The sequence below is a fragment of the Hyunsoonleella pacifica genome (assembly GCF_004310335.1).
GTDB classification, from domain to species: domain Bacteria; phylum Bacteroidota; class Bacteroidia; order Flavobacteriales; family Flavobacteriaceae; genus Jejuia; species Jejuia pacifica.
Genome location: NZ_SIRS01000004.1, coordinates 20,163 through 46,145, shown reverse-complemented (window position 1 = coordinate 46,145; position 25,983 = coordinate 20,163). Strand labels below are relative to the sequence as shown.

Below are 25,983 nucleotides of genomic sequence, written 5' to 3'. Positions count from 1 at the left end.
TTTTGTCTAAACTGCGATATGCTTTTAGTGTTTTACCCTGAATAGGTTTTATGAGGTATATTATTTGAAAGTGTCTTATACTTTTTTAATCTAATATTAATTTGTTTTTGAATATCATCTATGTTAGTATTTACCTCATTAGAATTTATATGTTTTACAAATCGTTGTTCTAATTTCATATAATCCTTAATTTTAATTGAAGGTGTATTTGAATCTAACTGTAAAGGAGGTAAATTTTTCTTTAAGCGTCTAGGATCGTTTCTATATAACAACCATTGTCCAGAGTTTACTGCCGCTTTATGATACTTGCTTGGATGTTTCATATCAATACCATGAGAGTCACTGTGGCAATATGCTATAATTATTGAAGGTCCATTAAAACTTTCAGCTTCATTAAATACTTGCAATGTTTGTTCTTGATTTGCTCCAATAGCAACCGATGCCACATAAACATTATTATAGGTCATTGCTAAAGCGCCCAAATCTTTTTTTTGTTTATGTTTACCATTGAAAGCAAATTTTGCTTCCGCTCCAAACGGCGTAGATTTCGATGCTTGCGCACCTGTATTGTCATAAACCTCATTATCTAAAACTAAAATGTTTACGTTTACTCCTAAAGCTATGACGTGATCTAAGCCTCCAAATCCAATATCATAAGCCCAACCGTCACCACCAACAATCCATACACTTTTTTTAATAAGATACTCTGATAAATTTAAAAGCTGTTTGGCTTCTTTGGAATTGATTTTAGATAATTTATCATTTAGCAGTTCAATATTTTTCCGTTGTTCGTCTATTTCAGTTTCGTTACATTGTTTTGCATTTAAAATTGAATTAACTAAATCAGGGCTTAGTTTAGGGTTTAAAGTTTTTAGGAGATGTTTAGCATATTTTTCCTTTTGATTTAAAGACATTCTAAAACCTAAACCAAACTCAGCATTATCTTCAAATAGTGAGTTTGACCAAGCAGGACCTTGTCCATTTTTATTTTTTGCCCAAGGTGTTGTGGGTAAAGCGCCTCCAAAAATTGAGCTGGCTCCAGTTGCATTAGCTATTAATAGTCTGTCTCCAAATAGTTGAGACATCAATTTAAGATAAGGCGCCTCTCCACAACCTTCAACACCACTTGAATATTTAAATAGAGGTTCTTGTAATTGTTGTTGACTAACTTTTGAAACATCGATTTTTACTCGGTTAAATTCAGGTATGGTTGCAAAGTAATTCCAGTTATTTTTTTCGTCTTGAGTATTTTCTCTTTTGATAAGTTTCAATGCTTTTACAGAACATGCATCTACACAGTTATTGCACCCATTACATTGTTCTGGATGTATTTGAATAGTGTAATTCATTAAATTGAAATCTTTAGAAATTATGGATTTTAAAGTTTTTGGAGCATCATTCTTATATGTGCTGTCGTAAACTTTAATTCGTAATGCCGCTTGAGGACAAGCCATGCTACATGCACCGCATTGTGAGCATAAATCTGTATTCCAATTTGGTACGTATGTATTACTTTGAATTGGGTTATATTGTGATGTGTCCGTTGGAAAAGTACCATCTACAGGAAGTAGACTTACAGGAATATCATTGCTTTTATTTGATAGTAATTTTCCTAGTAGACCATTATTTAAAGTATTCTCAAATGGTATTTTTTTATGTACCGCTTTGGATGTAGTAGTGTTTACTTTATGAATGAATTCATTTAAATGTGTGAAATCATTGTCTGTATGGATATCTTTTGTTAAGGCTAAAAAGCAAGCATGAAATTCAGATATAGAATGATTTGTTATAACTCGATTTGCCTTGAGTTCGTTTATATTTACTATAAATACATCAATATGTTTGTTAATTATAAGTTTTTGGTGTTCAGCTGATAAAGACTTCCAAAAAGCTTTAGGTGTTTGTGAAGAATTAATTAATAATTTTCCCTTAACACTCAGTTTATTTAATATATCGTCGTTTAAAGTAGAGTATGCGTTTTGAAAACCTATAAAATCAGCTTGGGTTATAAGATATGGTGCTTTAATAGGCTGATTATCTATTCTTAAATGAACAATATGATATGAATTTGATTTTTTATAATTGCATTCGGTATATCCTTGAATATAAGTGTTTTCTTTGCTGCCAATATGTTCTAGGGTATTAGAAAAGCTATCATTAACTTCTTTTTCCTGATAAAAAATAGCTTGATACATATTGTTTTTTAAGTTGAGGTTTTCAGTGTACTCTAAGCTTAAATGGTTTACATCATCGTTAATACCGATAGTGAAGTTGTTTTTAGGATGGTCTAGTTTTAGATTATTGAATATGGCATTAACCATTGCAGGCGTGAATTCTTTTGAAGATAAGCCATATCTACCACCAATAACTTTAGGAAAAATGGCTAGTTGGTTATTTTGAAATGCCTCTGAAATAGATTTAAGTACATCTAAATATAAAGGCTCTCCTGCAGAACCTGGTTCTTTTGTTCTGTCTAAAACGGCTATGGATTTTACTGATTTTGGTAAAGCAGCAAGAAGGTGTTTTGTGCTAAAAGGCCTAAATAGTCTAACTTTTATAAGCCCTAGTCTTTCTCCTTGTGTATTGAGTTGATTTATGGTGGTTTCAATTGTTTCAGTTGAGGATGCTATTGAGATGATTATCTGTTCAGCTTTTAAATGACCAACATAGTCAAATAGCCTATAATGCCTTCCTGTTAATGTGGCGAACTGATTCATAATATTTTCAACAGTATCAGCGCATACGTCATAAAAAGGATTGATAGCTTCTCTACTTTGAAAGAACACGTCTGGTCCTTGGGAAGTTCCTCTTAAAACAGGAGTATTTGGATTTAAAGCCCTATCTCTATGCTGTTTAATTTTATTTTGACTTATTATAGATTGAATCAGGTCGTCATTGATAATTTCAATATTGTTGATTTCATGAGAAGTTCTAAAACCATCAAAAAAATGAATAAAAGGAATTGAAGATTCTAAAGAAGTTGCTTGTGAGATTAAAGCAAAATCATGAGCTTCTTGAACTGATGCGCTACCTAACATCGCGTAACCTGATTGTCTTACTGCCATGATATCACTATGGTCACCAAAGACAGATAGCGCATGTGTTGCAATACTTCTTGTAGTTACATGAATAACGTTTGGCGTGAGTTCTCCTGCAATTTTATACATGTTTGGGAGCATTAATAGTAAGCCTTGGGATGCAGTAAAAGTTGATGATAAACTTCCTGTTTGTAATGCGCCATGCATTGCGCCAGCAACACCAGCTTCGCTTTGCATTTGAAATACAGAAGTGTTACTGCCAAAGATATTCTTCTTGTTTTCAGCACTCCATTGTTCTACCAACTCACTCATTTCTGAAGTAGGTGTGATTGGGTAAATAGGAAAAACCTCATTTGTTTTGTATGCAATTTGAGCTACAGCCTGGTTTGCGTTTAGGGTACTTTTCATGAAAGCTTTCATTATTTAGGTGGTGTTGTTAATGAAATATTTGAAATGAAAAAAGGCTACTTCCATAACTTTGGAGTAGCCTTTTCTAAATGAGACTCTACTGTTTTACTATTTCAATTGAAATAGGAGTAGGGTTGCTAATCATATCAAATACAGGAGAGAACTTAGCAAAGTTTTCTAATTGCTCTGCTGTAGCATCAGATTTTACACGTAATTTGAATTTGATGCCATCAAACCCCATACGTACTTCAGGATCAAGTCCTAAGAAGCCATGTAAATCCGCGTTACCTTGAATGCTAGATTCTGCTCCCTCAATATCAACACCGTTTGCAGCGGCATGATATACCATTGCCCCAGTTAAACAAGAGCTTAATGCGTGTAATAAAACTTCTGGTGGAGTTGCAGCTTCGTCAGCTCCTAGTAATACTTGTGGGTGGCTGCATTCCATAGTAAAGGTCTCTTCTCTAGTGGTGTCTTCTTGTCCTGCACCATAAAAACTTTTAATACTAGATACACAATGCCCTCCATCAATCCAGTTATTTTTAGCTCTAAATTCAAATTTTGCTAATTCTGGTTGCTCTTGAATGTGGTTGATAGTTTCAACTAATTGATCTACGTTTACTCCGTTTTTTACATTTGCTGTTGTAATCATGTTTTCTAATTTTTAAATTGATTAATATTTGATTTTTTTAAATGTTTGACTTGTATAATGCTATTGGCGTGCCAAAAACTATAAGTTACTGAATTTCATGTGTTTAATTTTTCATTTATGATGTTTTTAAGTAACTATTATTCGTGTATTAACGAGATGTCGTTAGTTTTTTAATGAGATCTCGTAAATGTTTATACGAGGTATATGTTCTATCTGTAATTCTTAATGGGATATGAGGTTTCCGTTATATTTTATAGACTTTCTATACTTGCCGTTGTCGATTTGTACAATGTAATAGTCTTTCGAAACACCAGTCTTATAGTTGTATTTAGTATGATAAGTGTTTTTTACAAATGCGTAATTTGGATACATTTTTGATATGCGAATTCTAAGTGCTAGAGGTAGTTTGATGTTTTTATAGGTTTCCTTAGTAGATAGCAGCTTACCATTATTGTTGTAAATAGCTAAAATATTTACCTGTTTGTTTTTATAAGTAATTTGATAAGTAGATTTCTCAGAATCATCAAATACGACACTGGTTTTTAAATTATAGTTAACTAATCGAGATTTCCATGATTTAACAATATAGGGTAATTCTCTAGAAGAAGATTTTTTTAGGTAATCTGAATTAATAGGAATTAACTTGGGAGTATCATCACTAAATGAAGTGTTCTTAAATACAGTTGCTTCTAAATCAAAAAGTGCTAATTTGCTTTGTTGAGCACTTAAAAAATTAAAGGTAATTAAGAAGGATACAATTGATACAATTAAAGTTCTCATAATATTTTGATGTTTAATTATTATGAGCCAAAAGTATTATGCTTTTAGAGTAATGAATTGCCGCTAAAGTTCAACTTTATTGCTAGAAAGTTCAAGAGGCGTATTAAGTCTAAAAAGTTGAAAATTATTTATTTATAAATAGTTTACGATATTGATTTGGAGGATATTGGTATTTCTCCTTGAAACTGCGATTAAAATGAGCAACATTTTTAAATCCACTTTCAAAGCATACATCATTAATGTTGAGTTCTGGATTTTCAAGTAGGGTTTTAGCGTATTCTAGACGTTTTGTGTTTAGCCATTTTCTGGGAGTTTCGTTATAATAATTTTGGAAATCTCTCTTGAAAGTTGATAGGCTTTTTCCGTAGATACGCGCATAGTCTTCAAGTTTTAAATCGCAATGAAAATTCTTCATCATAACATCATTTAATAATGTTTTTTCTGTATGCGTAAGAGATTTAAAAAAGCTTATTAAATTTTGGTTGCTAGGGTTTAAGGCAATATTAAATAGTAACTCCCTGAATTTTATTTCTACTAAGTCTTTAGGAATATTATTGCCTTGATTCATGTAATTAAAAACAGAAAGGAATAATGAATTTAATGAATCTTCTACTTGTATCGGGAATATTTGCGCCTTAGGATTATTTGTAATAGGTGTTTTTAGAACATCTTTATTGGTTTTAACAAAACGTCTGATAAAATCATCTGTAATAAAAAATAGCATAACGCAATAATCTACTTCAAAATATTGTTTGGTATTATACACCCCTTTATTAATAAATAAGGCTTCTCCTTTTTTTATAGTATAAGTACCTTCTAGTGCTGTCCAATCTTTTTGTCCACTAATAACGTAAGTAATAAAAGGCGTATCTGTCCATAATTTAAAATTCTCTACTTCCAATGGGCATTTATACTCAACCAACAAAAAGTCATTACCTACAAGCTTGTTATAACGTGGATGTTTTAAAAAATGATTGTAAACATCAATAGCCATTTTAAGAGTTCGTTTTAAATTGGTCGTTCTATTTTTAGTGCTTTAATTCTAGAAGCTAATGTAGTTGGAGGAAGCTGTAACAATTCAGCAGCTCCATTTGAGCCAGAGATTTTCCATTTGGTTTGTCTTAGAGCCTTTAAGATATTCTCTTTTTCTAAAGAAGCTAATTCTTTAGAAGTCAATATTCTATCTTTTTGAGCTTCTCTTTGCATAAAGTTAGTCTCAGAATTATCAGGAATTATAGTCTGCCAATTAGTTTTTCCATGTTTGGATACAATTACAGCACGTTCCACTAAATTTTGAAGCTCTCTAACATTTCCTGGCCATTTGTAGTTATTTAATAAGGATTTATCATTGTCTGTTAAAGCAATAATTTGTTTATTAAGTTTTTTAGAAAACTGTTGTATCATTTCTTGAGCTATCGAACAAATATCACTCCCTCGTTCTCTGAGCGCAGGGACTTCTATCGGAAATACGTTTAATCTATAATATAAATCTTCTCTAAACTTTCCTTCTTTAGAAAATTTAAAAAGATTTCTGTGAGTAGCAGCAATAATTCTCACATCAACTTTAATAGTTTCCGAACTTCCAACAGGATCAAATTCCCCTTCTTGAATAATGCGCAATAATTTAGGCTGTAACTCTAAAGGCATTTCCCCAATTTCATCTAAAAATATAGTGCCCTTATCAGCTAATAAAAATCGTCCTTTTCTGTCTACGTTAGCACCAGTGAAAGCTCCTTTTTTGTGGCCAAATAATTCACTTTCAATGAGATTAGATGGAATTGCGCCACAGTTAATGCGAATTAATGGCTTGTTGTTTCTATTACTTTCCTTATGTATAGCTCGAGCAACTAATTCTTTACCAGTCCCCGTCTCTCCATGAATTAAAACAGTAGCGTCAGTTTTAGCTACTTGATGGATAAGATTTAAAGTAGCTTTCATTTTTTTGTTTTCAGCTATAATGCCATAACTACTGGTAAGCTCATTAATTTCTTTCTCCAGATATTCTGTTTGCTTGGTAAGTAAACTAATTTTATTCTCCGCAATCAGGCGCTCTTCAATATTTCTTAAAATTAATGTGTAAAATGGATTAGTATCTAAACCGTATTTACTAATTGTACCTTCGTTTAAAGTCTCAGTATTATTAGAACCAATAACCTTAATGATATTCGGTAAATACGTGTTTACTGTATTGTTGTTGTCCTCTGCATTTACAATCCTTTCAATTATATCAGCACTTTCAGCATCAAAAAAGAAAAGTACATTACGTTGTAATACATCTTCATTTTCTAATAGTTTATTTGCTGAAGGGTTAGTGAGTATAATTCTAAAATTAGTATTAAACATAATAATAGCATCCATAGCGCCATTAACTAGACCGCTTAATTTACTATTGGCATTTTCAATTTCAATTTTAGAGGAAGCGAGTCGTTCTTGTATGGTATCTAATTCACGATGTCTCTTTATCATTACAGATAAAATACCTTGAGCAAAACCGCTGTCATGTTGTAGCAAATCCAAAAAATCATCACGTTCAATTTTTAAAACTTTGGTTTTTTCTAAAGCAGTTACAGAGGCAGAACGTGTGTCATTATCAATAAGTGCATATTCTCCAAAGCAGTCCCCTTTAGATAGTGTATCGTAAATGTGATTTTTATAGTGCACTTTTACCTTGCCTTCTAAAACAGCATACATTGAATTTCCAATGGTGTTTTTCTCAAAAATAATTTCACTTTTCAGAAAAATTTCTTCGGTAGTATTATCACATAAATGTTGAAGCGATTCTTTTGAAACTTCAGAGAAAAATGGAATATCAGATAAGAATTCTATAAGGCTTTCTGTCACTTTCAATATAAGATTTACTATTCAAAGCTAAAGATATTAATTATTTTAAGAGATATTTATTTAATTTAGTGCACCTAACGCTATTATCAAAATGTCATCCAACCGGCAACTCGCAGCAATTATGTTTACCGATATAGAGGGCTATACCTCTTTGATGCAACATAACGAAAAGGAAGCTGTAGCAATACGAAAACGACATAGAAATACTTTTGAAATTACTACTGAGGCGTATAATGGCAAAATTATTCAATATTTTGGAGATGGTACTTTAAGCATTTTTAAAAGTACGGTAGAGGCTGTAGACTGTGCTATAGAACTTCAGCAAGCATTTCTGCAAGAACCCAAAATTCCCGTTCGTATAGGTATTCATGTTGGGGATATCATTCAATCTGAAGATGATATTATTGGAGATGCTGTTAATGTAACTTCTAGGATAGAATCTTGTGCAGTTTCCGGTAGTGTTTTAATTTCTGATAAGGTACATGACCAAATAAGGAGTCATCAACATATTAAAACTAAATTTTTAGATGCTTATGAGCTTAAAAATGTTGATGACGCTATGCCTCTTTTTGCTATTGCTAACGATGGGTTAGTTGTGCCTAAAAAAGAAGAGATAAAGGGTAAGCTTAAGTTAAAAAAAGAAAAATCTAAAACACCATTCTTTAAGAAGAAACGAAATGTTGCTATTATAGTAGCACTTGTTGTCTTTTTAGCATTTGTGCTAAATATAGATTCTGTAAAATTCACGGTTAACGATAATACTCCTAAAGACCTATCTATTGCTGTATTACCTTTTGATAATTTAAGTTCAGAGAAAGATTCAGAATTTTTTAGGGATGGGGTTACTGAAGATATACTCACGCAACTCTCTAAATTAAAAAACCTGCGTGTTATTTCTAGAACCTCTGTAATGCAGTATAAAAATACTCAAAAAACAATTCCGGAAATAGCCAAAGAACTTGATGTATCTTATATTCTAGAGGGTAGTATTCGTAAATATGGAGACGATATTAGAATAACTGCACAGTTAATTGATGCATCTAACGACGAACACCTTTGGGCCGAAAACTATGATAAAACACTTACAAGTATATTTGGGTTACAAACAGAAGTTTCTAAGGAAATTGTAGATGCACTTCAAATTAATTTATCCTTTGAAGAGCAGCAAGAATTGGCAGAAATACCAACTAAAAACATTGAAGCATACAAACTGTTTTTAGAGGGTAGAAATGAAGCAGATAAGCGAAATAAAGAAAGTTTAGCAAAAAGCATTATACTTTACAAGGAAGCCATTACGTTAGATCCAAATTATGCTGAAGCCTATGCAGAAATTGCAAATTCCATATATCTAGAAACATATTATTCACGTAGAAACCCTAATGAAGCTTCACAATCTGCTAGGGAATACCTTGCTAAAGCAGAAGCTATAACCGACAAAATCTCTAGAATTTACTCAGTTAAGGGACTTATAAATAATATTGAAGGGAACTATGAAGCAGCCGAAACAGCATTTCAAAGAGCAATTCAACTCTCCCCCAACGATTTAACAGCAAGGCATCAATACTCCACATTTTTTATGTATACCAGTCAACATGAAAAGCAACTTGAGCAAGCAGAAATAGCATATAGGTTAGACCCACTGTCTTTTCCAACAGCCAATAGTTATGTTAGAGCATTAATGGCAAATAAGGAATACGATAGAGCAAAAGCAATACTAGATAAAACCCAAAAGCAACATGGTAAAAGCAATCAATTTGTTATAGATAGATCCTATTTTAATTTGTACATCTCACAAGAAAAATATAGTAAAGCTATACCTTATTTAAAAGAAATGGTAAAAAAGCAAAACGTGTTTAATCGCTTCTTGGGATATAGTTATGTTAAGGTGGGCGATACGCTTTTAGCATACAGAATATTAGATTCCATTCGTAAAAATGCACACCCAAGAGAGAAAAGCCATCAATTAGCAGTTGTTTTTTCAGCCTTAAAACAAACAGATAGCGTATTATTTCATTTAGATACTATTAGAAATAAACAAACCCGAACCTTTAGAAGGGAACAGTACGATTTTTTTGGTTATTTAAAAGATAATCCAGACTTTAAAAAAACACTTGAAGCCCATGGTATTTCAGATTAAATATTTTTATCTGTAACAATTCTTCAAAAGATGCGTCATATAAATATCAATCAAAATATTTAGTTACCATCATGAAACGACAAGACAATCAATTAATTGTTATTACCCATTTAAGCCAGTTAATATCATTGGTAACAGGTTTTGGTAGTTTAATAGTACCATTAATTTTATGGGTAACACAAAAAGAAAAAGTACACCAAATGGACGAGCATGGCAAAAATATCATAAACTTTCAGCTAAGTTTAATCGTGTATTGCCTTATCTGTATCCCATTAATTTTATTATTTGGTTTGGGCATTGTAGGTTTAATAGTTTTAGGAATAATATCAATACTTTTTCCTATTATAAATGCAATTAGGGCTAATAATGGCGAATCTCCAAAATACCCTTTATCTCTTAATTTTATTAGTTAGTGAATTCCTGTCTCTCGACTACGCTCGAGATAAACTCCACAGGAATCTTTTAAGGGTAACCTTATTAGAAGTATGAGATAAAATTAACGCTCACTTTACAGTGGGCGTTTTTTTATGGCTTATCATAACATTCTTATAACAAAACTCTAACTTTTAAAATAAGTATGCTATCTATTTTTATGTTGTAATGAAATCAATACACATGAAACATATTTTACTTCTTCTAGGATTCTTTTCAATTATCATTATTCATGCCTTTTCAAGTATAAAAATTCCAAACAAAACCAATAAAGATATTTTGTTGGGAAAATGGGAACTATGGGAAAAAGGATATGGAAACATAGAACCTCCCATAAATTACTGCTGCGAGTTTATCGAGTTTAAAAAGTTAAACAATTCAGAAGGTATAGCTTTCAATTATCTTGTTGAAGAGGCCGTTAACACTAGTGGTATGTTTTTCTTAAATACTTCTAAAAATGAAATGATACTTAAGAACGATAACGGTAAATCCAGTGCTTACAATTACGATGTAACTTCTAATGTTCTTGAGATATCCTACACGTTGGATAACAATGTAAGGCATTGGATCAGGTTCAAAAAAGCAGATTAGGTTAAATATTTTCCTTTGTTGAACATTAATATTTTGAGCGCCTGCATGCCGGCAGGCAGGCTACCCTCGATTTAACTTTTTAATGTTTTAGGACACAGCCATACTCGGGTCGGGCTTTACGCTATATCTTTTTAAAAACTACGGTCATTGCGAGGCGTTTACGACGTAGCAATCTTAAACACCCATTATAAACTTAAGCTTTTCAATGTTTTAAAAAGGATGCCACTGCAATCCCTAACGCTAACGCGGTAAACTATTAAAACCCATCTTCTAACTTAATTTACGCCTGATCAACCTAAATAATTTTGGTAGATTAATATTAAAACCTTTACCATCAAACTCTTTTATGGTTACTATTTCGTTAAGAACTTTTTCTTCATTTGAAGGGTTGTTCTCTGCGTCTGATAATAAAAGTTTTTGTTGAAAATTTAGAAGCTGTAGATTCTCAATTGTAGTATTTTTTGCTTGTATTATAGATTGACTTAGTAATAATTGAGATTTTAAAAAATGAACATTCGATATCAGTTGATTTACTCCCAAATCTTGTAATCCAATTGCATAGTTGTCTAAATTATTTATTGTAGGTATTTTAAGATATATGTCTAGAGCATCACGAATCTGAGATAAAGCTGTAGAAGGCTCTTTTGGTGTAACAGTAAATAATACGCTCTTTGCTTCTTCTTCAATAGTAGTTAAAGCTTCAATGCCAATGTCTGCTAAAAACTTGGAAAAATACACTAAATATTGCTCACAAGGTTCTTTAATTTCTTCAGGGAATTTAAAAACGCTTCTAACCGAATTTTTTCTTAATTCTATTTGACAATTTTGTATGGTATTGATAATAATTTCTGTGAATTTATCAATAGTTTCATTATATATCTCATCTATCTTCACATTAGGTTCAAAAGTTATTGAAATACCAAAACCAGAGCTTATAAAGTCAAAATCATTTCTAATGCAATTTACATTTTCTAGGCTCTTACAAAAACTTTCTAAATGGCTAGCAAAATTTTTTAATGAAAACTTTTTGAGCCAATTGTCCATATCGGGATGGATAATGACTTGACTGATGACTCCGTTGACATTTTCATATTCTTTTCTAACTATTATATTAACAGATAAAGGTTTGAACATCCAAGAAGAGTCTAATTTTTCATCTAATTCAAAAGAACATAATATATTGAAAATACTATCAGGAAAATCCGAGATTGTATAATTCAAAATCTTTTCTAAATGCTTCTTGTAAGGTTTGAATTGATAATTATGACCATGTCCATTAAACCCTATTATTTCTGCTTCACCGATTTGTTCATCATTAATAAATGCTCCATAAATTAGTGAGTTCGTATTCATCATTTTTATAGTTATTCCCATTGGTGTTTAATTGTGTCTCTAATTTATGTTAATAAGCGATTTTAATATAAATTCAAAATGAATTAAAAAAGCAGCAACCCGAAAAAAATAGATTACTGCTTCTTCAATATATCTAGATGCTGAAACAAGTTCAGCATGACAAGACCTTTTGTCTATGACTAGCTATTCAACATTACTGGCATTACCAGCATTGTAATTTGCTCCCCTTCATCTAAACCATCCACAGGTGTTAAAATACCTGCACGATTAGGCATGCTCATTTCTAATTGTACATCTGTAGACCCTAGATTATTTAACATCTCAGTTAAGAAACGAGAATTAAAGCCTATTTGCATATCATCTCCTTGATAGTCACAAGTTAAACGCTCTTCGGCTTTGTTGCTGTAATCCACATCTTCCGCTGAAATATTTAACTCAGCACCAGCAATTTTTAAACGTATTTGGTGCGTGGTTTTGTTAGAGAAAATACTAACACGACGTACAGAGTTTAAAAACTGAGTTCTATCAATCGATAGTTTGTTAGGGTTTTCTTTTGGTATTACAGCCTCATAATTTGGATATTTCCCATCTATTAAGCGGCAAATTAATTCAGAATTTTCAAAAGTAAACTTAGCGTTAGAATCGTTGTACTCAATAGTAACCTCATCCTCGCTAGCAGCTAGAATACCTTTTAATAAATTTAAAGGCTTTTTAGGCATAATAAATTCTGCTACTTGGCTAGCATTAACATCTTCTCTTGTGTATTTTACTAACTTATGCGCGTCAGTAGCTACAAAAGTTAAGCCTTCTGTAGAAAATTGAAAAAACACACCACTCATTACTGGGCGTAAATCGTCATTTCCAGCAGCAAATATGGTTTTGCTGATAGCAGTAGCTAAAATATCTCCTAAAATTACTGTTTTACTTGGATTTTCCAAAGCAACAGCTTTAGGGAACTCTTCTCCACTGGCATAGGCCAAGGCGTATTTACCATGGTTAGAGCTAATTTCAACTGTATTGTTATCTTCAACAACAAAAGTTAATGGTTGCTCTGGGAATGTTTTTAAAGTATCTAATAATAAACGTGCAGGAATAGCAACGCTACCTTCGCTATCACTTTCCACATCTAGTGTAGAAGACATAGTGGTTTCTAAATCACTAGCTGAAACCGTAAGCTTAGTATGATCTAACTCAAATAAAAAATTATCTAAAATAGGCAAAGTGTTAGAACTATTGATAACACCACCCAATACCTGTAATTGTTTTAAAAGGTAAGTACTTGATACAATAAATTTCATTCGTTTTTTATGTTTTAAAAGTCTGGAGTTGTTTACGATTAGCGTGTTAGTTGGTTTATTCTAACCCATCGTAAAAAAACCATGTTTAATGTCTTATAATTTAGAAAATCGTTACCTACAAATATATCTTAAAGCAACGTTTTATCGAAACAAACTTATTAACAGTTAACTAGCGTATTTTCTCTTTCTAAAGTAGTTAAAGCTAAAACCAAATAGTGTAAGTAAAGCTATTGGTAATCCAATGTTTAGCAGTTGCCAACGCGTTTTTTCTTTGGCTATTTTTTCTTGATTTAAAAAGGCAACTTTAATTTCTTTACTTCGAATGTTTATAAGTCCATTATCGTCAAGTAGATAATTTACCGAATTGAGTAAAAATTCCTTGTTACCATATAATTTTCCAGTCCATCTATCAAACCCTAGTTCTTGAGGTCTGTTACGTACTACATCATTTTTAATCAGATCGCCATCAGCAATTACAATCATTTTTGTGTTTGTACTACTTTCTTTTTTGTTAGTGATTTTAAATGGTTTAATACGATTTGCAAAAGCCGATTTAAATTTACCTTCCAGCAACACAGCAAGTGTTTGCTTTTCATTTTTAAAAGTTTTGGGATCTATAGGTTTAGTTACTAAATCCAAACTTATTTCTCGTGGTGTACCTTCTAACCTTGAGATTGGAGCAGTTTCTAAAAGAATAGTCTTTTTTGTATTGTTTTTAAGTGTATCAATAGGGTTTGCAAAATCAAAACGTACTAGGTTTAAATTATTAGTAATTGGGTGGTTGCTATCAGAATTTGATAGAGGCGAGTAAGGCCAATTTAAATGTTGAAATTGGGAGTTGCTTCCATCTCCTATGGCTAGAGTAATAGGAGCAGAGTATGGTGTTGCCACCATTACGGGATTGATGCGAACACCATAGTTAAAAAAGAAATCCGTCAGGTTTAAATCTCTACTTATGGCATAATTTTTACCAGCGTCGTTATACAAGCTATCCTTTTCTATAGCTACAGCATCAATTAACCACAAGCTTTTACCACCTTTCATGTTGTATTGGTCTAAAACATACTTTTCTTCCTCAGTGAAAGTCTCAGTAGGTTTTGCAGAAATAACTAAATCGTAATTGTTTAAATCTTGTAATGTTTTTTGAGGGTTACTAGAAACACTATCCAATGTAAATGGCGCAATAAAATAGTATTCGCCTAAGGTTTTAGCGAAATCTGCAATGTATTTATCTTCCAATTGCGAATTGCCTTTTAAAACAGCTATTTTTTGATGTTTAGGCGTTACAAGTTTTTTAAAACCGTTAGCAAATGCATACTCTAGGTGTTGTACAGAATTGGTTACTAATTCTTGTTGAGAGGCTCCAATTTTTGTTTTTACTAAAGGGATAATTACGGTTTGCTCGTTATAACTTGCCAAAGCCCATGGAAAAATAACTTCTTGAGTAGATTTTCCGTTTTCTTTTACTTCCAGTTGCATGGGAGTTAAACCACGCTGCGTCATTATTTGTATTGTTTGTTCGCGAGATGCTTCGTTTTCTAAAGGGTTAATAAAAGCAAAGTTTATATTGTTATTTTCATTAGAAAATTCTTCGAGTAACAGTCGTGTTTCACGTTGTAATCGTCTAAATTCTGAAGGGAAACCTTCGCCTTTTAAAAAAACATCTACAATTATTGGCGAATTTGCTTTACCTACAATAGTCTTGGCCGAATCACTTAAAGTGTAGCGCTTATCTTTAGTTACATCTAAACGTTGATATACGTAACTAGAAGCAATATTTATAACTAATAAACCAGCTAATAGTATGGTAACCTTGGTGTAATCTTTGTTATTAAATGTGTCAGTTTTAATCCCCAAGCGTGTTAATAAAATAAAAAAGAGCACCACACTTAAAAAATAAATAACATCTCTGGAATCAAGTACACCGCGACTCATGTTTTTGTAGTGGTAATTCATTCCCAATTGCTCTATAAAGCTACTGGAAGTTAATGCTGTAATGCCTTCAAAACCCAAGAAAAAGAATAGACAAATACAAATCGACGCAATAAATGCCACAATTTGATTATTTGATAAAGTTGAACAAAACATACCAATTGCAGTATAAGCAGCAGCTAAAAAAAGAAGACCAATGTAAGATCCAAATGTACTGCCTAAATCCAAATTACCAGCAGTACTACCTAATTGATATACTGAATATACATATAATAATGTTGGCAATAAGGCCATTAAAATCAAAATAAAAGCTCCAAAAAACTTGCCTAAAACAATATTGAGATGTGAGATGGGTTTGGTAAGTAGTAATTCTAGAGTGCCTTGTTTTTTTTCATCAGAAAAACTACGCATGGTAACAGCGGGAATTAAAAACAATAAAATCCAAGGAGCTAGTAAAAAGAATGCTGATAAATCTGCGAATCCATAATCTAGGATATTAAATTCGCTTTTAAATACCCAAAGCAATAAACCATTTAATATTAAAAATATAGCAATAACCATGTAACCAATTGGAGAAGCAAAAAATGTGTTTATTTCTTTTTTAAGGATAGCTAGCATTAATTTTGTTAGTTGTTAGTTGTTAGTTGTTAGTTGTTAGTTGTTAGTTGTTAGTTGTTAGTTGTTAGTTGTTAGTTGTTAGTTGTTAGTTGTTAGTTGTTATGTTGTAGAGTTTTTATAGTTAAATTATTGTCTATTCTAAACTTTCCAATTTATCAACACTCCAAGCTTCAGGTTTAGCATTAAACAAAATTTTGGTTTTACTCCAAACGCTTTTAAATATATCAGAGTTTCTGTAAAGCTCTAAATCAGTTTCAGAATTCCAATAACTATAAGTGAAAAATATATTAGTATGCAGTTTATCTCTGTATAATTCTAAAAAGGCACAACCTTTAAACCCTCTAATTAACGTTTTGTTCTCTTCAAAAATATCAAGGAAATTACCAACAAACTCAGGTTTAAAACTCATTTTTACAATTCTTACCAGCATAATGTTTTAAAAAATATCTTGGTTTTGTGGTATTACAGAAACTGTGGTAAAATCAATACCAATAGTATCTCTCACTTCTAATCCCATTAGAGTGGCAGCGCTTCCATGTTTTTTTGAGTCGCTTTTATACATTGCAATTTCTAAAAAACCACCAGAATTAAAAACTACTAAACCTTTCCCTTCATCTTGTCGTTTTTCTTTTGGAGTATTAAAGTTTACAACATCACTGTACTTTTTGTAAATAGTTTTAAATTTATATTGGCGTGCAGTAATTTCAAACTTGCGTCCTTTTTGTATGGTTTCAAAAAATTGCTTTCTAACGTTGGTTACTACATTTCCATAGTTGTCAATATAAATAACACTACCAATAATTTTGGTTTTTTCCTCATTTACATAAGGTTTTAAATTGTTTATAGGTTTAATGTTATTTATAGGTTTTCCAATAACTTCTAAAGTGCCGCCACGTGCAATATGGCAAGCCACCTTAACAAAAACATCTAATACAGGAAAACTGGTTTGAATTTTATCATGAATATTTATTTCAACAATTTTCTCTGGAGCAATTTCAGAACAAATCATACTCATAATACCATTATTAGCACAAATAAAATAATGATCGTCCAATTTCATGGCAATATGTTTGTTCTCTTCATTTAATTCAGCGTCTATACCAATAATATGAATAGTGCCAGCAGGAAAACTATTGTATGCGTTTTGGATGATGTAAGCAGCTTCAGGAATATTAAAAGGAGAAACACTATGCGAGATATCAACAATATTTACATTAGGAAGTTCACTGTAAATGGCGCCTTTTGTTGCGCCAGTAAAGTGATCTTTCTCACCAAAATCGGTTGTTAGTGTTATAATTGCCATGGGCAAATTTGTTGATATGTTTTTAAGGTTAACTCCTCTAAAATTATGTATTTTTGGATTCAGAGAGGATGATGTACAAAACTAATAAATCATTTTATCTCACGATACATTATTTTAATTAATGTTTTAAACCCAAACTATATTAAATAAACGCTTTTGAACGAAATTATTTTAGAACTCGAAGAAATATCTCCAAAGGAGTTTTTTGGAGCACAAAACGCTAACATAGAACTTCTTAAAAAGTACTTTCCAAAATTAAAAATTGTAGCACGCGGTAATAAAATTAAAGCTTTTGGTGATGAAGAATTACTAGAAGAATTTGATAGACGCATTACCATGCTTTTAAAACACTTTGGAAAGTATAATAAACTAGACGAAAATGTAATAGAACGCGTGCTTACGAGTCAGAGCAGTGATGATTATACCACCTCAAAAGCAAGTGGAGAAACCATAGTACATGGTGTTGGAGGCAAATTAATAAAAGCCCAAACAGCAAATCAACGTAAGTTGGTAGAAAGCATGCATAAAAATGATATGGTTTTTGCCATAGGGCCAGCAGGAACAGGAAAAACATATACAGGTGTAGCTTTAGCAGTACAAGCGCTTAAAAATAAAGAAGTTAAGCGTATTATTTTAACACGACCAGCTGTAGAAGCGGGAGAGAATCTTGGTTTTTTACCTGGAGATTTACAGGAAAAACTAGATCCTTACATGCAACCGTTATATGATGCCCTACGCGATATGATTGCGCCAGAAAAGCTAGCAAATTATATAGAAAAAGGCACCATACAAATAGCGCCATTGGCATTTATGCGTGGTAGAACGCTGGATAATGCGTTTGTGATTTTAGATGAAGCTCAAAATACAACCCATGCACAAATGAAGATGTTTTTAACACGTATGGGTAAAAATGCAAAGTTTTTATTAACAGGAGATCCGGGGCAAATAGATTTACCGCGTCGCACTATTTCAGGGTTAAAAGAAGCGCTTTTAATATTAAAAAATGTAGACGGCGTAGGCATCATATTTTTAGATGATAAAGATGTTATAAGGCATAAACTTGTCAAGAAAGTAATAGAAGCTTACAAGAGTATAGAAAATAGAGACTAATTTTTTTAGGAGTTATATCCCGCTTTCCGCTATATCTTTTTTGCAGAAAAAGCAAAAAAGGATGCCGCTGCAATCGGGGCTAAATCATCAGCCAACTTGGTGCTTAACTTTAAAGAAAATAACAAATCAACTCATAAATAGGTTTAAAAAATGAGTAATACCATAATAGATACCAACTTTAATTTTCCAAATCAAGAATCAGTTTACAAAGGAAAAGTTAGAGAAGTTTATAATCTTAGTAATGAGCAATTAGTAATGATTGCTACAGATAGGTTGTCGGCATTTGATGTGGTAATGCCAAAAGGTATACCATATAAAGGGCAGATATTAAATCAAATAGCTACAAAAATGATGGCGGCTACAGAAGATTTAGTCCCAAATTGGTTAACAGCAACACCAGATCCAAATGTAGCAGTTGGGCATTTATGCGAACCTTTTAAGGTAGAAATGGTAATTCGTGGCTATATGTCAGGCCATGCAGCACGAGAGTATAAAGCAGGTAAACGCATGCTGTGTGGAGTGTCTATGCCAGAAGGTATGAAGGAGAATGATGCATTTCCAGAGCCTATTATTACACCAGCTACAAAAGCCGAAATGGGAGATCACGACGAAGATATTTCTAGAGAAGACATCTTAGCAAAAGGTATAGTTTCAGAAGAAGATTATATTATTCTAGAAGATTATACAAAAAAACTATTCCAAAGAGGTTCTGAAATAGCAGCATCAAGAGGTTTAATTTTAGTAGATACTAAATATGAATTTGGTAAAACAAAAGATGGTAAAATAGTACTAATCGATGAGATTCATACGCCAGATTCTTCAAGATATTTCTATGCTGAAGGATATGAGGACAGGCAAACAAAAGGCGAACCGCAAAAACAATTATCAAAAGAGTTTGTGCGCCAGTGGTTAATTTCAAATAACTTTCAAGGGTTAGAAGGACAAACGGTGCCTTACATGAGCGACGAATATATTGAAACAGTCTCAGAGCGTTACATAGAACTTTATGAAAATATTACAGGCGAAACTTTTGTAAAAGCTGATGTTAGTAATATTCAAGAACGTATAGAAACAAACGTTCTGGACTATCTAAAATAAAAATGCTATAAAATTTTGAGTAAATCTGCTGGGGTATTTAGTATATAATCTGCACCAGCTTTTATAAGTTCATCTTTATCCCGAAACCCCCAACTTACACCCACGGCGAACATATTGGCATTTTTGGCTACCTTAATATCAACATTGGTGTCTCCAACATAAATACTATCTTCAGGTTTTACTTTTAACGTATTACATATTTTAAGTAATACCTCTGGGTTTGGTTTTTTTAAGCGCTCTTCTTTTAAGCCTATTGTTGGATTTACATAATTAGGAAGTAGACTAGTGACAACTTTTTTTGTTAAAGAATCTTCTTTATTAGAAAGTACACTCAGTTTAACATTTTTAGAATGTAATGTTTCTAAAAGCTCTAAAACACCATCGTAAGTCTTAGTCTTATTGGTGCAAACCTCACTATAAATAGCCATCATATCGTTAAGGCATGCTTCAATCAATTCATCATTAGTATCTTTTTCAGGAACGGCTTTTATAATTAAGCTTTTCACACCATGACCCACAAATGTTTTGTAGGTTTCGTAATCAAATGTTTTATACTTGCGCTTTAAAAGTACTTCGTTCATAGCATCCGCTATATCATATATAGAGTTTACTAGCGTTCCATCTAAATCAAAAATTACAGCCTTATATTTCATGCGCCAAATCTAGTAATAATATTGAATAAGTCTACTGTTTCAATTATACTATAATGTACAGGAGGTGTTTCTCTAAAGTAATCTCAATGTTAGATGCTTAACACAATGTATTCCATTATTGAAGAATTATTACTTAAAGGTGTATTTGTTTTTCTGTATATAAACATTACATAAATTATTAAAAATGATATCTTACATGCGTTTATGAAGCTGTTATTTCATTATTTAAAGAATATAGATGTTTAACTATCATCCATATTTTAAATAATTTAACACATGGATACTATACCAAATAGCTCTAATTTTAATTTTTTAACCAACTCAACTAAAATTTATGAAAAGTCATAAAAACGCCATTGCTTATTGGAAGGAGAATATAAAGTATTTGTTTTTGCTTTTAACAATATGGTTTCTGGTTTCCTTTGGAGCAGGAATATTACTCAAAGACACATTAAATGCCATAAGTATTGGAGGCTTTAAATTGGGATTTTGGTTTGCGCAACAAGGATCTATGTACGTATTTGTGATTTTGATTTTTGTATATGTACGCATTATGAATAAACTTGATAAAAAGTACGGTTATGATGTATAGTTTATTAATTGAAGCCGGTATAGGCGTACAGAATTGGACTTATATTTTAGTTGGTATTACGTTTGCTATTTATATAGGTATCGCTATATGGTCCAGAGCAAGTTCCACCAAAGAATTTTACGTAGCAGGCGGAGGAGTTTCTCCTTTGGCTAATGGCATGGCCACTGCTGCCGATTGGATGAGTGCAGCGTCTTTTATTTCTATGGCGGGGATTATTTCGTTTGCAGGTTATGATGGCGCAGTGTATTTGATGGGATGGACTGGCGGATATGTATTGTTAGCGTTATTACTAGCACCTTATTTACGGAAATTTGGAAAGTTTACTGTACCAGATTTTATTGGAGACCGTTACTATTCTAAAACAGCACGTTTCGTTGCTGTTTTGTGTGCGCTTTTAGTGTCGTTTACTTATGTGGCGGGACAGATGCGTGGCGTGGGTATTGTATTTTCTCGATTTCTAGAAGTGGATATTAATACAGGTGTAATTATTGGGATGCTTATTGTTTTATTTTATGCTGTTTTAGGAGGTATGAAGGGTATAACTTATACACAAGTAGCACAGTATTGCGTGCTCATTTTTGCATTTATGGTACCTGCTATTTTTATTTCGATTCAGATGACGGGAAATCCTATTCCGCAATTGGGCTTTGGAGATACCCTGTCTGATGGTTCAGGAACATATTTGCTAGATAAATTGGATGGATTAAGTACTGAATTGGGTTTTGCTCAATACACCGAAGGTTCAAAGTCAATGATTGATGTATTTGCCATTACCCTTGCACTTATGGTAGGTACAGCAGGTTTACCACATGTAATTGTGAGGTTTTTTACTGTAAAACGGGTAAAAGATGCTAGAAAATCGGCTGGTATTGCATTATTACTTATTGTAATTTTATATACCACCGCACCTGCAGTAGCAGCTTTTGCAAGAACAAATTTAATTGAAACTGTTTCCAATAAACCCTATAACGAAGTGCCAGAATGGTTTAGTAAATGGGAAGAAACCAAATTAATAAGTTTTACAGATAAAGATAGTGATGGAAGAATTAAATATATAAAGGGAGCTGCTTATTTAAAGGATGAAGATGGCAAAGTAGATTTTACCAAACCAAACCCAGATAGTAAGAATGAGCTTTATGTGGACAGAGATATTATGGTTTTGGCAAATCCAGAAATTGCGAGATTACCAGACTGGGTAATTGCGCTGGTTGCTGCTGGTGGTTTGGCCGCGGCATTATCTACTGCTGCGGGATTGCTGTTAGTAATTTCTTCATCTGTATCTCATGATTTGATTAAGAAAATTATAAAGCCATCAATCTCTGAAAAAGGTGAGTTGATTGCGGCGCGTTTATCGGCAGTAGGTGCCGTTTGTATTGCAGGTTATTTTGGTATTAATCCTCCAGGGTTTGTGGCTGCTGTTGTGGCATTGGCTTTTGGTTTAGCAGCAGCTTCGTTTTTTCCTGCCATTATTTTGGGTATATTCTATAAACGTATGAATAAAGAAGGTGCAATTGCAGGTATGGTTGTAGGTATTACCGCTATGTTACTTTACATGATAAAATATAAATTGGGGTGGTTTGATGAAACATTACCTGATAAAAGTGAATGGTGGTTTGGTATTTCACCTGAAGGTTTTGGTACAGTGGCTATGATATTAAATTTTGTGGTTTCTGTAGTGATTATGAAGTTTACGCCCTCACCACCTGAGGATGTACAGGAAATTGTTGAGCATATTCGCATACCAAGTGGTGCTGGGGAGGCCACACATTAGTGTATTATAAAATTGCTTTTTGGGTTCGCCCCGCGTTAGGGATAGAACGGCATGTTTGAAATCCCCGACGAAGGAGGGATTGAGTAGTGAAAGCCCGACCTGACGATAGGAGGGTAACGCCCAAATTGAAAATCAAAAAAAAATAATAAAACGTGCTTTAATTTATTAATTTAGGCAATCAAAATAAATCAGCAGATTACATGAGTAATTACCATATAAAGCATCTAGAAGAATACTATCAAGTTTATCGAAAATCGATACGCGAACCTGAACAATTTTGGGAGGAAGTGGCTGAAGAACATTTTTTGTGGTATAAGAAGTGGGATAAAGTGTTGTCTTGGGATTTTTCTAAGCCAGAGGTAAAGTGGTTTGAAGGTGCGAAGCTAAATATTACGGTAAATTGTATTGACCGCCATTTAACGACGAATGCCAATAAAACGGCTATTTTGTTTGAACCAAATAGCCCTGACGAGTCTGCGGAACATATTACTTACAAGCAGTTGCATGAGCGTGTGTGCCAGTTTGCGAATGTGCTAAAGGATAAAGGTGTTGAAAAAGGGGATAGGGTTTGTATTTACTTACCGATGATACCAGAATTAGCTATTGCTACTTTAGCTTGTGCACGTATTGGTGCGGTACATTCTGTAGTTTTTGCTGGCTTTTCTGCCACGGCTTTAGCTACGAGAATTAATGATAGTGATTGCAAAATGGTAATTACTAGTGATGGGTCTTATCGTGGCGCAAAAACGATTGATTTAAAAGGAATCGTTGATGAAGCACTAAAAGAGTGTCTTTGTGTGGATACTGTTTTGGTAGCAAAGCGAATAGATTCTGATATAGATATGGTTGAGGGACGTGATGTGTGGGTGCAACCTTTACTGGAAAATGCTAGTAAAGAATGTGAAGCTGAAATTATGGATGCAGAGGATCCGCTATTTATTTTATATACTTCTGGTTCTACTGGAATGCCAAAGGGGATGGTGCATACTACTGCAGGTTATATGGTCTATACGGCGTATACGTTTAAAAATGTGTTTCAATATAAAGAAGGTGATGTATATTGGTGTACAGCAGATATTGGTTGGATTACAGGACATAGTTATATTGTTTACGGGCCTCTAGCAAATGGTGCTACTACCGTGATGTTTGAGGGTGTACCTAGTTACCCAGACTATGGACGTTTTTGGGATATTGTAGATAAGCATAAAGTAAATCAATTCTATACTGCACCTACTGCTATTCGTGCTTTGGCCAAGGAAGGTTTAGGGTTGGTAGAAAAGTATAGTTTATCCTCTTTGAAGGTTTTAGGCTCGGTTGGAGAACCTATAAATGAAGAGGCTTGGCATTGGTACAACGATAATATTGGTAAGAATAGAAGTCCTATTGTAGATACATGGTGGCAGACAGAAACAGGAGGTATTATGATAACCCCTATACCTTTTGCTACACCAACAAAGCCAACCTATGCTACGTTGCCATTTCCTGGGATACAGCCTGCGTTGATGGATGAGCATGGAAATGAGTTAAAAGAAAATCAGGTTGATGGGCGACTGTGTATAAAATTTCCATGGCCTAGCATGGCAAGAACCATTTGGGGAAATCATCAGCGTTACAAAGACACGTATTTTTCTGCTTTTGAAAACAAATATTTTACAGGAGATGGTGCGTTACGTGATGAGGTAGGGTATTACAGAATCACTGGTCGTGTTGATGATGTTATTATAGTTTCTGGTCATAACCTAGGTACTGCACCTATTGAGGATGCTATAAACGAACATCCTGCTGTGGCTGAAAGTGCTATTGTTGGTTTTCCGCATGATATTAAAGGGAATGCACTTTATGGTTATGTTATTTTAAAAGATGTTGGAGAGACAAGAGATCAAAATAACTTACGCAAGGAAATAAATCAAATTATCACAGAACATATAGGGCCAATTGCAAAGTTGGATAAAATTCAGTTTACCAAAGGTCTGCCCAAAACGCGCTCTGGAAAAATTATGAGACGTATTTTGCGTAAGATTGCTAGTAATGATACTAGTAATTTAGGAGATACCAGCACACTACTAAATCCTGAAGTGGTTCAGGATATTATGGATAATGTGTTGTAAATTTTATATCATCTTAAAATCTAAAAGTAATTCGCCCTCAATAGACGCTTGGAGGTGGTCGCCTTTGTAAATGAGTCCTGTACCAGATGCTGGTGTTCCTGTGAAAAATAAATCTCCAGGATTTAAGGTCATAAATTTTGAGACATAAGAAATGATTTCTGCAAAATTATAAATCATCTTAGATGTGTTGCCTGATTGCTTTTGTTCGCCATTAATTTTAAGGTCGAAATTGATGTTGTTAAGATCAGGAAAATCAGAAATCGATTTAAATTTTGAAATAGGTGAGGCACCATCAAACCCTTTTGCTAAAGCCCAAGGCCATTTTAATTCGCGGTTGGCTTTGAGAATATCGGTTGCGGTATAATCTATTCCAACTGCTATTCCACTAATATGGTAGGCGACATCTGCTTCAGCAATATTTTTACCTGTAGTTCCTATCTTAGCAACAAGTTCAACTTCATAAACAAGTTCATTGGTAATATCTGGGTATGATACATCACTACTACCTGTAACTATAGTGCTGTCAGCTTTGAGGAAAATAAGTTGCTGCCCGTTTTTTAATGCTGCTATTTCGGCTACATCATTTACATAATTCTTTCCAATACCTAAGACTTTCATTTTAATTTGTTTTATAAAGTTGCTGTGAAATTATAAAAATATCAAGGAAGATTAAAACTAAAAATGAGCAATTTTAAAGCTAGCAAAAATTTATATTACTTTAGCATTAAAGTAATAGTAAATGATTAAAAGAGACGTCACATCCGAAGAATACAATTCGTATTATGAAGTGTATTTAAATATGGTGTCAGATAATATAATGTTATCTGAGGGGTTTTTAGATGGAAAGAAAGCTGTAGTTAATTTTTTTACTTCAATACCTGAAGAAAAGCATAATTATGCTTATGCGGAAAGTAAATGGACAGTTAAAGAAGTATTGCAACACTTAATTGATACTGAGCGTGTATTTATATATCGTTGTTTTCGTATTGCAAGGAGAGATGCAAGCCCATTAGCAGGGTTTGATCAAGATGATTTTATTAAAACTTGTAATTCTAATTCTAAATCTATAACCTTATTACTCGAAGAATTTATCTCTGTAAGAGATAGTTTTATTGTTTTATTAAAAACTTTAAAGGAATCCGATTTAAAATTTATTGGAGAAGCGAGTGGTTTTCCTGCCTCTGCTAGGGCTATTGCTTTTATTAACCTAGGGCATTGCTTATGGCATATAGATGTGATAAAAGAGCATTATTTATAAACTAAACTAC

21 protein-coding genes are annotated in these 25,983 nt (G+C 32.9%); 9 read left to right on the top strand and 12 right to left on the bottom strand.

What is annotated here, in order from left to right; genetic code table 11:
• Positions 1-32: 32 nt before the first annotated feature.
• The 5 genes from EYD46_RS09375 to EYD46_RS09355 form a co-directional block, all read right to left on the bottom strand.
• Positions 33-3,446: a 4Fe-4S binding protein gene (locus tag EYD46_RS09375; protein ID WP_206662891.1), complete on the bottom strand. Its 3,414-nt coding sequence runs from the start codon at positions 3,444-3,446 to the stop codon at positions 33-35.
• Between the two features lie 97 nt (positions 3,447-3,543).
• Positions 3,544-4,098: an OsmC family protein gene (locus tag EYD46_RS09370; protein ID WP_130936830.1), complete on the bottom strand. Its 555-nt coding sequence runs from the start codon at positions 4,096-4,098 to the stop codon at positions 3,544-3,546.
• Between the two features lie 222 nt (positions 4,099-4,320).
• Complete coding sequence (locus EYD46_RS09365) at positions 4,321-4,878, bottom strand: hypothetical protein (RefSeq protein ID WP_130936829.1); 558 nt, start codon at positions 4,876-4,878, stop codon at positions 4,321-4,323.
• Positions 4,879-5,002: 124 nt separating this feature from the next.
• Positions 5,003-5,872, bottom strand: coding sequence for a helix-turn-helix domain-containing protein (locus EYD46_RS09360; RefSeq protein WP_130936828.1), 870 nt, complete (start codon positions 5,870-5,872; stop codon positions 5,003-5,005).
• A 14-nt stretch (positions 5,873-5,886) separates the two neighbouring features.
• A complete protein-coding gene (locus EYD46_RS09355) occupies positions 5,887-7,719 on the bottom strand; it encodes a sigma 54-interacting transcriptional regulator (protein WP_130936827.1) in 1,833 nt (610 codons plus the stop codon).
• Between the two features lie 91 nt (positions 7,720-7,810).
• Here EYD46_RS09355 and EYD46_RS09350 point away from each other — a divergent pair, with 91 nt between their 5' ends.
• The 3 genes from EYD46_RS09350 to EYD46_RS09340 all read left to right on the top strand — a co-directional run bounded on the left by EYD46_RS09350 (position 7,811) and on the right by EYD46_RS09340 (position 10,879).
• Entirely contained in the window at positions 7,811-9,856 is a 2,046-nt protein-coding gene (locus EYD46_RS09350) for an adenylate/guanylate cyclase domain-containing protein (RefSeq protein WP_130936826.1), read from the top strand.
• Between the two features lie 71 nt (positions 9,857-9,927).
• Complete coding sequence (locus EYD46_RS09345) at positions 9,928-10,269, top strand: DUF4870 domain-containing protein (RefSeq protein ID WP_130936825.1); 342 nt, start codon at positions 9,928-9,930, stop codon at positions 10,267-10,269.
• A 202-nt stretch (positions 10,270-10,471) separates the two neighbouring features.
• Positions 10,472-10,879, top strand: a complete 408-nt coding sequence (locus tag EYD46_RS09340; protein ID WP_130936824.1) for a hypothetical protein — start codon at positions 10,472-10,474, stop codon at positions 10,877-10,879.
• Between the two features lie 270 nt (positions 10,880-11,149).
• Here the strand turns inward: EYD46_RS09340 and EYD46_RS09335 are convergent, their stop codons facing one another.
• From EYD46_RS09335 to EYD46_RS09315, 5 genes are all read right to left on the bottom strand, one after another.
• A complete protein-coding gene (locus EYD46_RS09335) occupies positions 11,150-12,253 on the bottom strand; it encodes a hypothetical protein (RefSeq protein WP_165454364.1) in 1,104 nt (367 codons plus the stop codon).
• Between the two features lie 158 nt (positions 12,254-12,411).
• Positions 12,412-13,530: a DNA polymerase III subunit beta gene (gene dnaN / locus EYD46_RS09330; protein ID WP_130936822.1), complete on the bottom strand. Its 1,119-nt coding sequence runs from the start codon at positions 13,528-13,530 to the stop codon at positions 12,412-12,414.
• 165 nt (positions 13,531-13,695) lie between these two features.
• Positions 13,696-16,080 (bottom strand): gliding motility-associated ABC transporter substrate-binding protein GldG, encoded by a 2,385-nt coding sequence (gene gldG, locus EYD46_RS09325; protein WP_130936821.1) that lies wholly within the window; start codon positions 16,078-16,080, stop codon positions 13,696-13,698.
• 133 nt (positions 16,081-16,213) lie between these two features.
• Positions 16,214-16,510 (bottom strand): putative quinol monooxygenase, encoded by a 297-nt coding sequence (locus EYD46_RS09320; protein ID WP_130936820.1) that lies wholly within the window; start codon positions 16,508-16,510, stop codon positions 16,214-16,216.
• A gap of 6 nt (positions 16,511-16,516) precedes the next feature.
• On the bottom strand, positions 16,517-17,383 hold the full coding sequence (locus EYD46_RS09315) for an SAM hydrolase/SAM-dependent halogenase family protein (RefSeq protein ID WP_130936819.1): 867 nt from the start codon (positions 17,381-17,383) through the stop codon (positions 16,517-16,519).
• A gap of 156 nt (positions 17,384-17,539) precedes the next feature.
• Here EYD46_RS09315 and EYD46_RS09310 point away from each other — a divergent pair, with 156 nt between their 5' ends.
• Positions 17,540-18,493: a PhoH family protein gene (locus tag EYD46_RS09310; protein ID WP_130936818.1), complete on the top strand. Its 954-nt coding sequence runs from the start codon at positions 17,540-17,542 to the stop codon at positions 18,491-18,493.
• Positions 18,494-18,643: 150 nt separating this feature from the next.
• Positions 18,644-19,591, top strand: a complete 948-nt coding sequence (locus EYD46_RS09305) for a phosphoribosylaminoimidazolesuccinocarboxamide synthase (protein ID WP_130936817.1) — start codon at positions 18,644-18,646, stop codon at positions 19,589-19,591.
• 5 nt (positions 19,592-19,596) lie between these two features.
• On the opposite strand, the gene EYD46_RS09300 is transcribed toward EYD46_RS09305, so the two are convergent.
• A complete protein-coding gene (locus tag EYD46_RS09300; RefSeq protein ID WP_130936816.1) occupies positions 19,597-20,244 on the bottom strand; it encodes an HAD family hydrolase in 648 nt (215 codons plus the stop codon).
• Between the two features lie 334 nt (positions 20,245-20,578).
• Between EYD46_RS09300 and EYD46_RS09295 the strand changes: the two genes are divergently transcribed.
• From EYD46_RS09295 to acs, 3 genes are all read left to right on the top strand, one after another.
• Positions 20,579-20,836 carry a DUF4212 domain-containing protein gene (locus tag EYD46_RS09295; RefSeq protein WP_130936815.1) on the top strand — a complete coding sequence of 86 codons (258 nt, stop codon included), beginning with the start codon at positions 20,579-20,581 and terminating at the stop codon, positions 20,834-20,836.
• Positions 20,826-22,607, top strand: coding sequence for a sodium:solute symporter family protein (locus EYD46_RS09290; RefSeq protein ID WP_371870117.1), 1,782 nt, complete (start codon positions 20,826-20,828; stop codon positions 22,605-22,607). Before EYD46_RS09295 ends, EYD46_RS09290 begins: the two co-directional genes overlap by 11 nt.
• Positions 22,608-22,807: 200 nt before the next feature.
• Positions 22,808-24,715 (top strand): acetate--CoA ligase, encoded by a 1,908-nt coding sequence (gene acs / locus EYD46_RS09285; protein ID WP_130936814.1) that lies wholly within the window; start codon positions 22,808-22,810, stop codon positions 24,713-24,715.
• 3 nt (positions 24,716-24,718) lie between these two features.
• Here the strand turns inward: acs and EYD46_RS09280 are convergent, their stop codons facing one another.
• Positions 24,719-25,333, bottom strand: coding sequence for a fumarylacetoacetate hydrolase family protein (locus tag EYD46_RS09280; RefSeq protein ID WP_130936813.1), 615 nt, complete (start codon positions 25,331-25,333; stop codon positions 24,719-24,721).
• A gap of 121 nt (positions 25,334-25,454) precedes the next feature.
• On the opposite strand from EYD46_RS09280, the gene EYD46_RS09275 reads away from it, so the two are divergent.
• Positions 25,455-25,973, top strand: a complete 519-nt coding sequence (locus EYD46_RS09275; protein ID WP_130936812.1) for a DinB family protein — start codon at positions 25,455-25,457, stop codon at positions 25,971-25,973.
• Positions 25,974-25,983: the final 10 nt, after the last annotated feature.

Excerpts from the sequence above, each read along its gene's own strand:
- EYD46_RS09335 (WP_165454364.1), bottom strand. The coding sequence starts at position 12,253 with ATGGGAATAACTATAAAAATGATGAATACGAACTCACTAATTTATGGA.
- EYD46_RS09295 (WP_130936815.1), top strand. The coding sequence starts at position 20,579 with ATGAAAAGTCATAAAAACGCCATTGCTTATTGGAAGGAGAATATAAAG.
- EYD46_RS09345 (WP_130936825.1), top strand. The coding sequence starts at position 9,928 with ATGAAACGACAAGACAATCAATTAATTGTTATTACCCATTTAAGCCAG.
- EYD46_RS09350 (WP_130936826.1), top strand. The coding sequence starts at position 7,811 with ATGTCATCCAACCGGCAACTCGCAGCAATTATGTTTACCGATATAGAG.
- acs (WP_130936814.1), top strand. The coding sequence starts at position 22,808 with ATGAGTAATTACCATATAAAGCATCTAGAAGAATACTATCAAGTTTAT.
- dnaN (WP_130936822.1), bottom strand. The coding sequence starts at position 13,530 with ATGAAATTTATTGTATCAAGTACTTACCTTTTAAAACAATTACAGGTA.
- EYD46_RS09315 (WP_130936819.1), bottom strand. The coding sequence starts at position 17,383 with ATGGCAATTATAACACTAACAACCGATTTTGGTGAGAAAGATCACTTT.
- EYD46_RS09280 (WP_130936813.1), bottom strand. The coding sequence starts at position 25,333 with ATGAAAGTCTTAGGTATTGGAAAGAATTATGTAAATGATGTAGCCGAA.
- EYD46_RS09320 (WP_130936820.1), bottom strand. The coding sequence starts at position 16,510 with ATGCTGGTAAGAATTGTAAAAATGAGTTTTAAACCTGAGTTTGTTGGT.
- EYD46_RS09360 (WP_130936828.1), bottom strand. The coding sequence starts at position 5,872 with ATGGCTATTGATGTTTACAATCATTTTTTAAAACATCCACGTTATAAC.
- EYD46_RS09375 (WP_206662891.1), bottom strand. The coding sequence starts at position 3,446 with ATGAAAAGTACCCTAAACGCAAACCAGGCTGTAGCTCAAATTGCATAC.
- EYD46_RS09305 (WP_130936817.1), top strand. The coding sequence starts at position 18,644 with ATGAGTAATACCATAATAGATACCAACTTTAATTTTCCAAATCAAGAA.
- EYD46_RS09275 (WP_130936812.1), top strand. The coding sequence starts at position 25,455 with ATGATTAAAAGAGACGTCACATCCGAAGAATACAATTCGTATTATGAA.
- EYD46_RS09290 (WP_371870117.1), top strand. The coding sequence starts at position 20,826 with ATGATGTATAGTTTATTAATTGAAGCCGGTATAGGCGTACAGAATTGG.
- EYD46_RS09365 (WP_130936829.1), bottom strand. The coding sequence starts at position 4,878 with ATGAGAACTTTAATTGTATCAATTGTATCCTTCTTAATTACCTTTAAT.
- EYD46_RS09300 (WP_130936816.1), bottom strand. The coding sequence starts at position 20,244 with ATGAAATATAAGGCTGTAATTTTTGATTTAGATGGAACGCTAGTAAAC.
- EYD46_RS09370 (WP_130936830.1), bottom strand. The coding sequence starts at position 4,098 with ATGATTACAACAGCAAATGTAAAAAACGGAGTAAACGTAGATCAATTA.
- EYD46_RS09340 (WP_130936824.1), top strand. The coding sequence starts at position 10,472 with ATGAAACATATTTTACTTCTTCTAGGATTCTTTTCAATTATCATTATT.
- gldG (WP_130936821.1), bottom strand. The coding sequence starts at position 16,080 with ATGCTAGCTATCCTTAAAAAAGAAATAAACACATTTTTTGCTTCTCCA.